At 32.9% G+C, this 14,307-nt stretch carries 21 protein-coding genes; 10 read left to right on the forward strand and 11 right to left on the reverse strand.

Translation table 11 applies throughout. The features are described from left to right. Positions 1-64 precede the first annotated feature (64 nt). Positions 65-562 (forward strand): GNAT family N-acetyltransferase, encoded by a 498-nt coding sequence (locus ACVYAD_RS16630; protein WP_349661668.1) that lies wholly within the window; start codon positions 65-67, stop codon positions 560-562. 51 nt (positions 563-613) lie between these two features. Here ACVYAD_RS16630 and ACVYAD_RS16635 read toward each other — a convergent pair whose 3' ends face one another. The 4 genes from ACVYAD_RS16635 to ACVYAD_RS16650 form a co-directional block, all read right to left on the reverse strand. Continuing rightward, a complete protein-coding gene (locus tag ACVYAD_RS16635) occupies positions 614-898 on the reverse strand; it encodes a hypothetical protein (RefSeq protein WP_476427199.1) in 285 nt (94 codons plus the stop codon). A 35-nt stretch (positions 899-933) separates the two neighbouring features. Next, the gene (locus tag ACVYAD_RS16640; RefSeq protein ID WP_476427200.1) at positions 934-1,800 is read right to left on the reverse strand and encodes a permease prefix domain 1-containing protein; all 867 of its coding nucleotides are present in this window, start codon (positions 1,798-1,800) and stop codon (positions 934-936) included. Position 1,801: 1 nt separating this feature from the next. Next, on the reverse strand, positions 1,802-2,125 hold the full coding sequence (locus ACVYAD_RS16645; RefSeq protein ID WP_476427201.1) for a PadR family transcriptional regulator: 324 nt from the start codon (positions 2,123-2,125) through the stop codon (positions 1,802-1,804). Positions 2,126-2,350: 225 nt separating this feature from the next. Then, positions 2,351-3,040 (reverse strand): hypothetical protein, encoded by a 690-nt coding sequence (locus ACVYAD_RS16650; protein ID WP_476427202.1) that lies wholly within the window; start codon positions 3,038-3,040, stop codon positions 2,351-2,353. A gap of 552 nt (positions 3,041-3,592) precedes the next feature. Here ACVYAD_RS16650 and ACVYAD_RS16655 point away from each other — a divergent pair. Continuing rightward, complete coding sequence (locus ACVYAD_RS16655) at positions 3,593-3,757, forward strand: hypothetical protein (protein WP_476427203.1); 165 nt, start codon at positions 3,593-3,595, stop codon at positions 3,755-3,757. Positions 3,758-4,015: 258 nt separating this feature from the next. On the opposite strand, the gene ACVYAD_RS16660 is transcribed toward ACVYAD_RS16655, so the two are convergent. The 4 genes from ACVYAD_RS16660 to ACVYAD_RS16675 form a co-directional block, all read right to left on the reverse strand. Further along, positions 4,016-4,996 (reverse strand): S8 family peptidase, encoded by a 981-nt coding sequence (locus ACVYAD_RS16660; protein ID WP_476427204.1) that lies wholly within the window; start codon positions 4,994-4,996, stop codon positions 4,016-4,018. Between the two features lie 439 nt (positions 4,997-5,435). Continuing rightward, positions 5,436-5,687 carry a hypothetical protein gene (locus ACVYAD_RS16665; RefSeq protein ID WP_476427205.1) on the reverse strand — a complete coding sequence of 84 codons (252 nt, stop codon included), beginning with the start codon at positions 5,685-5,687 and terminating at the stop codon, positions 5,436-5,438. A gap of 358 nt (positions 5,688-6,045) precedes the next feature. After that, on the reverse strand, positions 6,046-6,234 hold the full coding sequence (locus tag ACVYAD_RS16670; protein ID WP_476427206.1) for a hypothetical protein: 189 nt from the start codon (positions 6,232-6,234) through the stop codon (positions 6,046-6,048). 5 nt (positions 6,235-6,239) lie between these two features. Continuing rightward, positions 6,240-6,413 carry a YvrJ family protein gene (locus ACVYAD_RS16675; protein WP_386830149.1) on the reverse strand — a complete coding sequence of 58 codons (174 nt, stop codon included), beginning with the start codon at positions 6,411-6,413 and terminating at the stop codon, positions 6,240-6,242. A gap of 241 nt (positions 6,414-6,654) precedes the next feature. Here ACVYAD_RS16675 and ACVYAD_RS16680 point away from each other — a divergent pair, with 241 nt between their 5' ends. The 3 genes from ACVYAD_RS16680 to ACVYAD_RS16690 all read left to right on the forward strand — a co-directional run bounded on the left by ACVYAD_RS16680 (position 6,655) and on the right by ACVYAD_RS16690 (position 8,047). Further along, a complete protein-coding gene (locus ACVYAD_RS16680) occupies positions 6,655-6,813 on the forward strand; it encodes a glutaredoxin family protein (protein ID WP_476427267.1) in 159 nt (52 codons plus the stop codon). A gap of 439 nt (positions 6,814-7,252) precedes the next feature. Further along, positions 7,253-7,843, forward strand: a complete 591-nt coding sequence (locus tag ACVYAD_RS16685; RefSeq protein ID WP_476427207.1) for a sigma-70 family RNA polymerase sigma factor — start codon at positions 7,253-7,255, stop codon at positions 7,841-7,843. 3 nt (positions 7,844-7,846) lie between these two features. Beyond that, the gene (locus ACVYAD_RS16690; RefSeq protein WP_476427208.1) at positions 7,847-8,047 is read left to right on the forward strand and encodes a hypothetical protein; all 201 of its coding nucleotides are present in this window, start codon (positions 7,847-7,849) and stop codon (positions 8,045-8,047) included. Positions 8,048-8,320: 273 nt separating this feature from the next. Here ACVYAD_RS16690 and ACVYAD_RS16695 read toward each other — a convergent pair whose 3' ends face one another. From ACVYAD_RS16695 to ACVYAD_RS16705, 3 genes are all read right to left on the reverse strand, one after another. Continuing rightward, positions 8,321-9,220 (reverse strand): 3-hydroxyacyl-CoA dehydrogenase, encoded by a 900-nt coding sequence (locus tag ACVYAD_RS16695; RefSeq protein ID WP_476427209.1) that lies wholly within the window; start codon positions 9,218-9,220, stop codon positions 8,321-8,323. A 156-nt stretch (positions 9,221-9,376) separates the two neighbouring features. Next, a complete protein-coding gene (locus ACVYAD_RS16700; protein WP_476427210.1) occupies positions 9,377-9,910 on the reverse strand; it encodes a hypothetical protein in 534 nt (177 codons plus the stop codon). Between the two features lie 279 nt (positions 9,911-10,189). After that, entirely contained in the window at positions 10,190-10,822 is a 633-nt protein-coding gene (locus ACVYAD_RS16705; RefSeq protein WP_386830154.1) for a LexA family protein, read from the reverse strand. Between the two features lie 342 nt (positions 10,823-11,164). Between ACVYAD_RS16705 and ACVYAD_RS16710 the strand changes: the two genes are divergently transcribed. The 5 genes from ACVYAD_RS16710 (at position 11,165) to gpG (ending at position 14,238) form a co-directional block, all read left to right on the forward strand. Continuing rightward, complete coding sequence (locus ACVYAD_RS16710) at positions 11,165-11,563, forward strand: hypothetical protein (protein ID WP_386830155.1); 399 nt, start codon at positions 11,165-11,167, stop codon at positions 11,561-11,563. Between the two features lie 740 nt (positions 11,564-12,303). Continuing rightward, positions 12,304-12,612, forward strand: coding sequence for a hypothetical protein (locus ACVYAD_RS16715; RefSeq protein WP_476427211.1), 309 nt, complete (start codon positions 12,304-12,306; stop codon positions 12,610-12,612). Between the two features lie 251 nt (positions 12,613-12,863). After that, complete coding sequence (locus ACVYAD_RS16720; protein WP_476427212.1) at positions 12,864-13,211, forward strand: hypothetical protein; 348 nt, start codon at positions 12,864-12,866, stop codon at positions 13,209-13,211. Between the two features lie 20 nt (positions 13,212-13,231). After that, a complete protein-coding gene (locus tag ACVYAD_RS16725; RefSeq protein WP_476427213.1) occupies positions 13,232-13,807 on the forward strand; it encodes a major tail protein in 576 nt (191 codons plus the stop codon). Positions 13,808-13,911: 104 nt separating this feature from the next. After that, positions 13,912-14,238, forward strand: a complete 327-nt coding sequence (gene gpG / locus ACVYAD_RS16730; protein ID WP_476427214.1) for a phage tail assembly chaperone G — start codon at positions 13,912-13,914, stop codon at positions 14,236-14,238. The last annotated feature ends 69 nt before the right edge of the window (positions 14,239-14,307 follow it).

The following is a 14,307-nucleotide window of genomic DNA, read 5'->3' on the forward strand; positions in this document are numbered from 1 at the left end:
GAAAGTACATGAAACATTATTTATAATTGTCATAAAAATAAGAAATATTGGAGGAGGGGAATGGATGAATAGTAGACGTTTAACAGCTACAGATGCTAAGGACTATCTGAAATTACGATTAGAGGGATTACAACATAATCCAGAGGCATTTGGTTCTAGCTTTGAGGAGGAAAAGGATTCTCCAATCGAGCTGATTGCCAGCAGATTAAAATCACAGAGTTCTTATACGATAGGGGTATTTGATCAAGAAGAATTAGTGGGCGTAGCGACGTTAGTTCAGGAAAGTATGCTTAAGCTAAAGCATAAAGCAGGTATCTATGCCGTTTATGTTTCTCCCGAAAAGCGTGGACTTGGCATTGGCAAGCAATTAATGCTTGAAGTAATTGGCAAGGCAAAAGAGTTAGAGGAAGTTGAGCAGCTTAATCTAACGGTTGTGTCAACGAATGCATCGGCAAAAAGACTGTATTCCTCTTTAGGGTTTGAGGTTTTTGGAACGGAGAAGAAGGCATTAAAAATAGATCAGCAATATTTTGATGAGGATTATATGGTTTTGTTTCTTTAATGAAAAAACTCCAATAGCTTTGATATCAAGCTATTAGGAGTTTTATATTCTTTACGATGTGCCCCAATGAAATAGTGAAAACAAGGCAATAATTAAAATAATCACAGCAATCAAAAAAGTGACGTAACTACTAGCACCGCCCGTTTTATTTTTAAGCAGCCTCAAACTTAATACTATATTAATGATTGATAATGGAAATACTAACCAAAAACCTAAATTGCCTAAACGTTCAATTTGAATGGGTGATCGATTGTAAAAATAATTATAGGTAATACCAAGAACAAGTAAAATTGACAGCACAATATTAGTCGTGACGATTTTTTTGCTGCTAATCATAATCTCCTCCAATTATAAAAAAATTGTCTGCCATATTATATGTCAATGTATCCAAACATATATAAATAGATGAACATACAAACACTGAATTGAATGCCAACACCAATAATTGTAAAAGAGGAACGGTAGCTACTTATTAGCAGACTACAAACCCAAAGAAAAGAAGCAGTAAGGGCGGGGGACAATACTATAAGGGGATCAGTTGCCCCAAAAATTATTAAACCAACAAGAGTCAAAAGAGTATACCCTAATACAAATATTCCGCTAAGTGTATTGCAAAAAACTATTAATACCCTTTCTTTCATTTTGAATGTATTAAAATGCTTTTTTATAGGTTGATAAATAGCACCTATAACAATGTTTAAAATAACAGCTAATATGAATAAAATGGCTAAAATGCGTAAAACCCATAACATTATTGGTCCTTCAACAACATCCATTAATAATAATCCGTAAATCCAAGTAAGAATATATACGAAACAGAAACAAATAAATAACAATCTATACCTAGCGATTAAAAGTTGCCTCTTTGTTAAAGTGATCGTTATGAGTGACATGATTCCTAAAGTACTTAACCAAAGATAAGGTATATTTATGTTCATTGAAATTACCATTATAGTGGTTAGTATAGCAAAGAAACAGGATATGCCCACTAACCCATACATTACAGCGGTTCTTTGTGGAAAAAGTGACTTTGCTAATGATTTACCTACTTCGTCAACGTTTCCAAAATCGTTCATGGTCATTTCTATGGCTTCTGCAGTAGTGTAACCCTCTTTAATATAGCTTTGCTTTTTTTCATTTAGATACGAAGTTAACTCCGATTTTAAACCATTGTATTCAATTTTTTTTACTTCCACATGCTGTAATATTAAATCAATGTATTTTTCAATACTAGGCATATTATTTTTCCTCCAGAGCCGATTCGATTAAATGATTAATTCTTCTCCAACCTTCTAATTTTTCATAAAAGACTTTCCGACCTGTATCAGTTACTTTATAATATTTCCTTCTACCTCCAAAATGTTCCTCCCCCCAATAAGATTCGATGTATTTATTTTTTTCTAAGCGTTTTAACAGTGAGTAAAGCGTACCCTCGCTAATTTTAAAGTGTTTACCACTTGCTTCGTATACTTCTTTTATAATTCCTCCACCGTAGTTATCTTCGGTAATAATTCTAGAAAGAATTATTAATTCTAAGCTGCCTCTTAACTGCTCTTTATCCATTTTTATTCACTACTCCAGTTATCCTTAGTTAAGTACATAATATAACGAGGTACATAATTAAGTCAAGATGATTTACTTTTATTTCAGAATAATGTGAATTATATAACTGTTGATAGGGTTGTCTCTATGGGTAATTAACTTATTGGCATAATAAAGGTTGCAAAAAAGGTAACTTCCGATATAGGAAGTTACCTAGAGGTTATAATGTTCACTCAAATATAACAACTATTTACATTTTTTTGAGTTGGCATAGAATGTTGCACGGATTAAAGCTGCTGCATTCGTTCCATGGCCTTGAATACAATCCAGTAGGGCTTTATCACAGCAAGGATCCCAAGAACCGAAATTATCCCAACATCTATCATGTGAAACACAACAAGAATCAGTTTCATTTATTGGAGGACCGCCACCAAAGGTTTTTCCGTAGCCACAACCAGGTCCACAGTGTTGGTATCCAGGTATACAAAATGGTAAATCTTTAGCATTAATATCAGTTAAATCAGCATCAACTTCGTATGTTAAATTGATGAGTTCGGTAGATGCTTGTGAAACATTTATTTCATTATTATCAAATCTAATATTATAAAGAATATTTTTACCGTCTTTTTCAAGTACGTTTCCAAAGTAATGATCTTCTGCGCTTGGAATTTCATTATACAGAATACGAATATTTTGTTCTGCATTTGTAAGTAAAATTACAGTCCCTTGAACGGTTTCTACTTTTTCATCTTCCTTCACAACAGTTGCTTCAAAGCTATATGACTTATAAGTGATTAAATCCTTCAGTTTAAAATTACCGAATTTTTGCATTGTGTAAAAAAGAGTATTAAATTTTTCCTCTTTAAATAGTAAATTTAATTTATTCTCTAGCTCCTTTCCCTGAATGTCTTTTTTGTTAGACAATGAAATAAACATAATTTTACCCCCTCTAAAAAATTTTAATTGAACACGATTATTATCACGTTCAATTAATAAAGAGGATTGGATAACGGAAAAGTAAACTTAATAAAGAATTTTATTTGAATTAATTATTATACAGAAAATAAAAAAGTAATAATCCAGTATTATCTATTCAAACACTTTGTGAAGTATTAGATATCCCTGAAGTACTTCTACGAAACATTACAATTTGTCAAGTCTGATCGTGACCGGTAAAATCAATCTGTGAGAGTCAATACTTAGAAATTAACTCTTTTTTGTCCCGAAATTTGACTAGATTCAAAAATGCGTAATCAATGAAAAGCTAAAATAGAAAAGTAGTTTATTTATTTTAACTTTAATCACTTTAATATATAGAAGAAACGATAATCATTTAATATTATTGAAATTTCTTCTTTTATGTGCACGAAAATAATTTGTTTTTATACTAATTAAATATTCTAGAAAAAATTATCACTGGAATAAATTAGAGTTAGTAAAAATTTTGACGTGCATTGATAAATTTTAAAATAGAAAGGGGGAGAAGGCATGTCTAAAGAAAAAAATATTAAAATGGAATATGTTCCAGGGTGTGGTCCTGAAAAAGACCGTTTATGCTGTAGTAAAAGTGCCCATTGCTATAAAGAATCGATCTATTTAAACGGCAAAATTGTTTACACAGGACTTTGCTGCAATGATTCTTTGATTTCTTAGAGTAATATCAGCACAACAAGTCATATGATAAGCACCTCTGATTTTGATAAAAATTAGAGGTGTTTTTTTATATTGCGTCCTGCATGCGTATGAACTATTGGGTGACAAACCTCTAACTCTAGAAGACAGAAGAAGTGTTTATCCATTAGCAAGGGTGGTTGCCTACTCGATGAGGAGACATGAAGAAAAGGAGGTATACACCTCCTTTGGGGAATAAAGTTAAAATACTATGTCAGATTAATACCTAAGTATTATAGATTAGAATGCACTAATATTTACTTTTTGAAAGCAAGAATTTGTGACTACTGGTATGGTTAATTTCAATTGAATAAAACCATTTCCAACCTGATTGATTGAGAAGTTATCCAATGGAAGAGCATGCGACAATAAGTAATCATACACATACATAGGAATCAAATGTGGTTCAGAACGATTTATCATCTTTATAATAAGGGCAGCGGCACCAGCAACAAAAGGCGATGCCATAGACGTTCCAGTCAACTCTACATAATCACTGTTCAAATGTGTAGATAATATATTTTCACCAGGCCCAACAAAATCTAAGTTTACATTCGTATTAGAAAATTTTGAGGGTGTTTCTGTTTCAGATATGGAGCCGACTTGTATGACTTCTTTATAAAATCCAGGGTATGATATTTCGATAGTATCGCTTTCTCCATCGCCTTCATTACCGGCAGCGGCTACTAATAGGATACCTTTCGAACGGGCATATTTTATGGCTTTATACAATTCTTCATTTGGTTCAGGGCTACCTAACGACATATTCATGATGTTTACTTTTTCCCCATTTGGTCCAGTCCAATCAACGGCATACATAATTGCCTTAATCAAGTTCTCAAAGCTACCCCGTCCTTTATGATTAATGACTTTTAATATAAGAAGTTTACTTTTGGGTGCTACACCTGTGATTCCTCTACCGTTATCAACGGCTGCAATAATGCCAGATACATGTGTACCATGCCCGAGATAGTCTTGATAAATGATAGGATTACCTTCATCATCATCTGTGAAATTATAGCCATCAATTATATTGTCCTTTAAACTCGGGTGGTCAACCTGAACGCCGCTATCTAATACAGCAACAACAGATCCTGAACCTTGATCTGTTTCTTCCCACAATTCCCTTGCTCGAATCTTATCTAAGTTATCAGGAACTGCATTTAGAACTTTAAACAACTTAACAATTTTCACTGGTCTTAAAATGATTTCGCTATTCATTATTCTCATCTCCTTTTACATAATAAAGTGATGAAAGGACGATGATAATAAATAAAAAAGTGAAATCCGCTCGTTTTAAAGAAAAAATACCCCGAATATTTTCGGGGCAGAACAGCGCGTATGTTGTAAGAATGTTCAGTGAACTTTATGGGTAATTCTCTTTAATTTTTAGGGCCAATTCTTTCACCTCTTGTTAACCAACTCCAACATATTTCGAAAAACTTCACTTTTTCTTGTAATAAATATGGAAAGCCAATAAAAAACCAATACAAAAAAGCAAGAATTAACACACCAGTTAATATACTGTTCATCTGGGTAGCAATAAAAATGCTAAGGAACATAATAAGAAAATATAGTATAGCTATTCTTTTGTAGGCTATCATAAAATTCCCCCACTAATATTAATAGTTGTGATTTCTAAAAATAAATTTTGATTCTTTTAAGGTTCATTAAATCCATAAAAAGCCATTAGATAAATCCAGATAAACACTACTAATATAAACGAATTTAGGACAACTAAAATCATACGAGTGGGTCCTTTTATTCCTAAAAAAGCAAATAGTAATCCTAAAATTACTGAAATAAATGGAATTGTTAAGCTAATTTCCAGAATGTATTGTGGAGCTAATCCAATAAGAAATGTTAAAAACAAGAAAGTTATTGATAAATACGTAAAATTTTTTCTTTGCAAATAGCACCGCCCCCTGTATGTAAAGAATATAAAAGTTGAATACACATTTACATGAATTTAGCTTGTACAAAATCAAATCTTAACATAATTAATGTTAAGGTTTGACTCTATTACAACTATACCACAAATGTTATTTATTTACATTTTTTGTCGCATAGAATAAATTATTCTTTACCTATTTTTTACTATAGTAGCTAAACTCGGCAGGACATCTCTTATAGTAGCAACAATTTGGATTATTTTGTAAATTTTTAACAAAAAGCTACCTTCTATAAAGGCTACGCACATACTGTTGATTCCATTAAAATTTAGGTAGTTCTAAACCTAATTTATTTGGTGGGTTTATTTTGTTAATTGATCATATTTCATTAGCATGAATCTGACAATATTCCCTCAATAAATTAGTAGAAATACTGGCATTTTGTATAAGATTTATTAGTAAGTCGCGTTCTTTTGGAGACAGACTGTCATTTGTTAAACAATTTGTATAAAATGATTGAATTTCTCTCGCTTTACAGTAACAAGCCATTAGTTTTTCAATTTCCATATTGATCATCCTCCTTTTTTGTAATTAAAAGATTTTATAACTTCAGATAACTCCATGATGACGGCTTCTAATTTATCTAATTTCCTTTCGAATCGAATGAACAGATAGACTGTTATGGCAATGGGAAACCCAAAATTTCCTATTAAGCTTATCCACATTGGAATATTTTCCGATGTCATAAGTTAATCACCCTCTTTCTTACTCCAAATTAGTAGGTGATATTCGGATTCGATCCGAGGAAGGTGTTACAGGTTTTCGCCTTACCATTAGGTTATATCACCAAAATTTAAACTGTAATATGTAAAGAGAATCCTTCCTCAAGAAAAACAACCTTACAGTTAAAAAATATAATTTTGTGAGGTTTCATTTCTATTGTGTTGGTCCTCTTTATAGAAAAAGGGGGTTTTAAGATGAAGTACTATAACAGTATATTCAAGTGATGGATGTCAATATTGTGTTAGGTTAAAGGAATGGTTTAGAGAAAATAATATAACTTATATCAATATGGATATTAATGACGAGCGTGTATTGAAGGAATTTAAGCAATTTGGAATCAGAGCTATACCATTACTTAATTAGTTCACTAATCATAAAGAAGAAATTATTGGTTATCAGCAAAAAATAATAGCTATGTTAGATATTTGAAAAACTTGGGTGAACCAATAGAAGTCCCAGAGGTTATAGTACCGTTTACTTTTAGAATGAAGGGAAGGACAGAAAAATTCGGAGAGAATAGCCCTAGATGGATCTACTCGATAAAGTTAGTGGTGAATCTCATGAAAAATATCGAGAGGATAGTAGTATTTGTTATAAGAAGATTGGCTATTCACGGAGGAGTCGAAACGCGTTAATTGTTGAACCTCCGTATAAGGCAAGGTCGTATGGTAGTGAGAGGGGGCGGGGTTAGTCACCCCAACTACCCGATTCTCTTTTTGAGAACGTTCACTCTCGTTGTGGTTTATAATATAGATACTTGCATTCACTAGAAGGAGGGCGGATATTTAGGAGGGATAATTAAATGGAGAAAGATATTCAAAAAATAGAGGAATTCTTCTATAGAAATAATAAGCAGGCTAACAATCCAATTATAAAAAGCTTTTTGTCGGATTCTAAAAATCTTTATTTGGTACAAAAAGCAATTTTATACCCAACTAATATTAATAAGCAACTCGTTGATGAATCTTTTCAATCTCACTATATAAATGTAAGAAAGACCAAATACGTCAGTAATTTAATTTATTTCTATAGCTTAGATTTTGATAAAAAAAGGAGAAAGCTACAAAAACGTTCTTTATTAATATTAGATAAGGATTTATCAAAAGATGGTGGCACGACTGTAAAAGAGCTAATAGAAAATGCAAGCAACGAAAAAGACTTTGATAATATTGTTGGGAAAGGGCTATTAGACAAAATTGAGGATGAAAAGCTTTTAAAGTCTTTACAAAAACTAACGGTTAAACAGCTTCAAATTTTAGAGATGATTTATGAAAAAGATCTTTCTATTAAAGAAATCGCTCAAACATTACAAACTTCCCCGCAGAATGTATCAAACCTTCACAGGAAGGCTTTAAATAAACTCAATAATACACTCAGTAAAGGGGGGGAATAATTTATGACGAATTTAGAAAACCAACATAACGAAGAGGCTCTAACAGTTATAGAGAATTTCACACCTAAAATTAAGCAATGTTTACACAATACAGACTATCAGGAAAGGGAAGACTTGGAACAAGAAATTAAATTGAAAATTATAGAAAAGCTTGCAACAGTTAAGTTTCAGGATGCACCTAGGTTTTGGGATTTTTTCTCGTGAACCTACTAAGCGTCGGGTGGCTCAAGTAGGAAATCTGATTAACTTCTCGGTAATCCAAACGTTTCATGGCAATCTGATCATATTCTTGGTAGACCGGAGTATTTTAGCTGATAGTGGATCGCTTATTTGGCCAACTGGATCAGATTAGGAAGGCACCAAATCACTTCCCCAGTCAACCTAATCAGTTCGTATTGTAACCTAATGTTGATACTTTGAAAGAATATAAAACGATGCACATAGCAAAGATACTATGTACATCGTTTTATTAATGGATTAGCCTTTTAGGAAATCAGGCTTTTCGAAGCTTGGGTTTGGATATTTATAGAAGCCTTCGCCTGATGCCCGGCCTAGTTTTCCTTTTTCGATATACTTTGTTTTTAAAAGGTTGGCTAATTTATTCAAGCTTTCATCATTAGTAGCAGCGGCTTTCGCTTCTACAATGTTGAGGGAAGTATTAATACCGATAATGTCAAGGATCGCGAATGGACCTAGTGGTGCTCCTGTTGCAATCATCCATGTTTTGTCGATTGTTTCAGGGTCGGCTATTTCTTTTACTAATAATGATTCAGCAGCATCTAAAAAGGGAACTAGTAATGAATTTAAAATATAGCCTGGTTGTTCTTTATATAACGGTAGTGGAACCATGCCGATTGCAAGCGCAAATTTTACGACTTCATCGAATACGTTCATATCAGTGCCAGGGTGTTTCATAATTTCGGCTGTGTTGTTTTTCCAAATTGTATTTGCAAAGTGAAGCGCTAAAAATTTCTCTGGGCGACCGGTTGCTTCTGCAAATTGGCTTGGCAATAAAGTTGAAGAGTTTGTTGCGAAAATTGTTTTAGCAGGGGCAACTTTACCAAGATTTGTGTAAAATTCTGTTTTAATTTTAACAACTTCTGGGATCGCCTCAATGACAAGATCAGCATTTGCAACGGCTTCCGATAAATCACTTTTAAATGATAAGCGTGCATAAGCAGCATCTACTTCTTCTTGAGTTGCTCCTAGATCTTTTTGGTATAACGGTTTTAATTTTGTAATACGATCTTGTGCATTTTTTAATGCTTCATCATTAATATCGTATACTGTTACATTAAATCCTTTAAAAGCTGATTGATAAGCAATTTGACTACCTAGAACACCGCTACCTGCAACCGTAATATTTTGATAATCCATCCTAAATTCCTCCTTTGTTATTTTTTTCCTTATTACAATTCCATACTACTCCTTTCAATTTTGAAAAATCAAATGATAGCCAATGATATAAAGAATTCTAAGCTATATTCATTTTTCCGAGAGTATAACAATAAAAAAAACGCCATAGAGTGACGTTTAATTTTCAATAGCTGCTAGCGCATTATCCATTTGGCGTTCATTATATTTTATTGCATTACTATTAGTCGATTCGAGTCCCTTAAAAGTATAATTAGAATTTTGATAAAACCCAAAGACAAAATCGTTAATAGGTGTTTCTTCTTCTCCATAATATCTATTCACTACAGTTGCCTTGAAAATATTTCCTAGCATATATTCATCATTGTGTACGTCTGCCAAATATGTTTTGTTTTTATATTCGGCAATAATGTAATCCTCGAATTCTTTGATTTCAGCTTTTGTAGACGGATACTTTTTAGCGTAGGCTACAATTGAATCGAACTTTTCAGTAGGAGGACTATTAAGAGAAGCAATTTCCTTTACTTTATCCTGCCAAGTTACATCTTCTGTTGTTTCTACTTTAGCTACAGGCTCTTTTTCAGACGTATTAGCTATATTTGCTTTATGTGCTTCATATTCAGGTGAAATATCCCAATAGGCTAACATACATAAAATCATAAAGATGATGGGAATCGCGGTGAATTTGAGCATTTTTAGAGCTTTAATTCTATCCAATTTGATGAAATGGAAAACGGCAAGAAGAAGAAAAACAACTACCATAATGATACTGATAAGAGTAATAAGGACTAATATATTTACGAGGGTATTTACCAATTTTTTAAAACTCCTTTCCTTAGATCGAAATCTTTTATTTATCAAATATTTTAATATATAGAATAAAATAGAACTACAATCTAGCTAAAATTTTATGCTATAAAAAAGAACAGCTCTTGAGCTGCCCTTGCATTAAAATAAAATTTCACTTGCTACTTATAGTGTAACTTTAAAACTGATCGCTTTTCCAATAATCTTTGCAGGATTATTTTGATCTACTATATAAGGTTCATGTTTTGGATTATCTGGCATAAGTAAAATGGTATTACCTTGTTTTTTAACACGCTTAAGAGTTGCTTCTGTATCTCCGTTTACAAGTACGGCTGCTATCTCACCGTATTCAACTTCACTTTGCTCTCTAATCAAAACCTTAGAGCCATTTGGTATAGTCGGCTCCATCGAATCACCTTTTGCCACTAAAGCAAAAATATTTCCTGCGGGTAATAACTCGGAAAACTCGTACATATATCCTTCGACATTTTGCTCCGCTAGAATAGGCTCTCCGCAAGCGATGGTACCTAAGATTGGGATTTTCATAAAGTTTGGCTGTATTTCTATTAAATTTGTTGGCTGCTCTTCCGTTAAATCCGAACGCCTAATATTAAAGTAGTTCGCCATTAACTGAATTTTATCCGGTCTAGGGTATGTGCTAGCTTTCATCCAATTAGAAACGGTTGTCTCTGGTAAATTTAAATCTCTAGCCATGTCTGTTTGATTTAAACCTCTTTTATCCAATTGTTGTTTTAAGTTTATGGAAAAGACGATTTTTAGTTTATCTGATTTATCCAAATTAAAGCACCTCCTTACCTACAATAATACCGATAATCAGTAGTTGTGTAAACTTTAAAGTACCTTTTAAAGGAATTATTTACTTGACCATACCGTTTAAAGGTATTACAATTAATTTACATTGTAAAAAGAAGTAACAGAATCTAATATAAGGAGATGGATTTCGAATGGCAAAAAAAAAACAAAGGATTGTTTAGTTGAAAAGGCAATTGATAGAATTAGCATATGTAAGTTATTTCTCAATGAGATAAAAAATTTTAAATAGAGATACCGTTTAAAGGTATTTTCTCGTTATTTATGATTCAGAGGTAAATAAAAAATAAACATAAGCAGGTGCTAAGTATGTACGAATGGTTAAGAGATTATCAGCAAATTGAAGATGAGATTATATATTTGGAATTTAATTTAGAACGATCACAAAAGGAGTTAAAACGTTGGGTCAGTGGCGATTTAGCAGGAGTAAAGCTTACTGCAGAATCTGATGGCGCGAAACTAGAGGAACGGATAGAGCGAATTGAAAGAGAATTACAAATTAAGCTTGCTGAACAGAAGAATTTTATGGAGCTTATTAGTAAATTCAGTGGATTGAATCATAAAATTTTAAAATCGAAGTATGTAGATGGTATGACATTAGAAGAAATAGCGGAAGAGTTAAATTACAGTGCAAGCTATATTTATAAAAAACATGCAGAGATTGCTAAAATGATTAGATTTGCTCACGAAATAAAACTTACACATTGATACCTTATAGTATGAAATTTTTATTAACTGTAGCTAGAGACCACTTTTGAAAAGTGGTCTTTTTTTATGGACAACGGTAGATGAGTTTCCCTGAACTGACACCCAGCAGTATGAATAGAAACGATTGCAAATCCATTATATGATGGTAGTGTAAAAGTTTGGTTAATGAACAACATATACTTTAGTTAGAGATCACCTAGAAAAAGGTGATCTTTTTTAATGAGAAGTTCAGAAAAGTGAACCTTCCTTTAACTGACACTCAGTAATGAGAATAGAAACGATTGAAAATCCATTATATGATGGTAGTGTAAAAGTTCGGTTAATGAACAACATATACTTTAGTTAGCAATCACCTAGAAAAAGGTGATCTTTTTTAATGGGAAGTTTAGAAAAGTGAACTTTCCTTTAACTGACACTCAGTAATAGGAATAGAAACGATTGAAAATCCATTATATGATGGTAGTGTAAAAGTTCGATTATTGAACAACATATACTTTAGTTAGAGATCACTTAGAAAAAGGTGATCTTTTTTAGTGGGAAGTTCAGAAAAGTGAACTTTCCTTTAACTGACACTCAGTAATGGGAATAGAAACGATTGAAAATCCATTATATGATGGTAATGTAAAAGTTCGATTGACGAGCAACATATACAGCAAAGATAAATAACTATGAGCTAGAAACCACTCAAGCCGAGTGGTTTTTTTGCTCATGAAAATGAATAAATAGAAGGGGGTGAGTAGGTGGAGCCTATTTACGCAAAGTGCAATAAATCATGTGGTCACAAATTTTATGTTCAACATTTTAAGAAAGACAAGCTGCAGGATGCGATTGAGAAAACGTATTTTACTTGTCCAAACTGTGGTCGAGAGTATGTATGCTTTTACACGGATGATCATACACGAAAGCTTCAAGCTACATTAAGAGAGCTGCATCGAGAAATGAAATGGATTGAAAAAGATGAGCTAGAGGGGCTAAAGAGAAAAGAGTCCGACTTAAAACAATTAATTTCGAACGGTATGGCTAGTGCTAAAAAATTGATTGAAGGCTAATTGAATCCATGCTCTTGAAAGGAGGTGAATAAAGTGAATAGGAACGCAAGAATAAAAACGTCTACTAGTTTCTTTTCAGTAGGCGTTTTTGATATTCCAAAAATCAGTAATTGTAAACAGCTTTTATATTCCGAGAAGCCAACATCATTAGAACTCTTACTTTATTTAAGAAGTTCAATATTTCATTCACTAAAAGGAGATACTATATTTAAGTCTTACCTACTTAAAAAAAAGTAGATTAGGAGAAAACTATGAGAGATCTAATGAATCACATACCTGCTATATTAGAGCCATTAGGTCTGCCTATTATCTTTAATGGATATCCTACGGGCTCAGAAAAGCCAAATCAGTTCATTACCTTTTTAGAGTTAAGTGCAAAGCCTATCTTTGAAGTAGATGGAGATGAACTGGAAATCGAGAGGATTATACAAATCAATGTATGGTCCAATTCGAATTATCATCAGCTTGCAGAGAACATCAAACGATTGATGGGAAGTGCGGGCTATGAGCGAACTTTAGAATATGATGAACCAAATACTACAGGCGAGTCTCACTCTAATAGGGTGCTACGATTCGTCTTTTTTGATGAAAAATTATAAAAAATCAGGAGGTCATGTAAATGACAACAGTAAATGAAAAACCACAAAAAATTAGCTTAAAACGTATCCACTATGCACTAATGACAAATGAACAAACAGAGACATGGGGTGAAGTGAAAACTTTAACAATGCCTATTTCTATGACACTAACACCGAACTTCTCAGAGGCGCATTTAGATGCTGGGGATCGTGTAGTGGATCAGGAAGCGCAATTGGATTCTATCACAATTGCTGGTGAAACAGCTGATTTACCAACAGAAGTGCTAGTAGATTGGTATGGACACAAAAAATCTGCAGAAGGCGGTATTATTACAAACGCAAATGATACACCGAACGCGATTGCAATTGGTTTTGAATCAGGCTCTAAGGTGGTTTGGCTATTAAAGGCGAAATTAAAACCAGGTGAAGAAACAAATACAACTCGTAAAAAAGGTGAAACAAGTTATAAAGTATATCCATTCGGCGGTGAAGCATTACCACTAATCGATGGTGTTATCAAACATACGGTAGATACACGAGATGCAGGTGTAACAGTGACTGCAGAAACATTCTTTAAAACGGTTGCAAAACCAAGCGAAACAGTTGAAACACCATAATTAGAGAGAAGCCCTTTAAGGGTTTCTTTTCTTTTTTATTTAAAGTCTCTTTTGAATAGCAATGAAAGCATTATTAACGAAGATAACTAGAAAAGGATGGATGAATGATGCAAATCACATTAAAAATGAACGGACAAGAGAAAATTTTCGCAAATGACTTTGTGAAAGCACGAGTGTTCCGAAATGCACTAAAGATGAACGAGAAAATGCGTAAAGAAGGTAATGAAATTTCCGTAGAAACATTTGATGAGATGATTTCCTTTGTTGTGAATGTATTTGATAATCAATTCACAATTGATGATGTATGGGATGGTTTAGAGGCCGGAAAATTACAAGATGAAATTATGCGAGTTTTCAATAACGTGCTAAATATTGGCGGACTTGAAACAAAACAGGCCCTTAATGATGCTGAGGGAAAGCTAGTGGAATAACTCCTTATGAGTATATTAAAAAATTTTATCGAGATTTGATAAAAGAAGGTTATAAATTACATGAAGTCG

It is taken from the genome of Lysinibacillus sp. G1-3 (genome assembly GCF_056322905.1).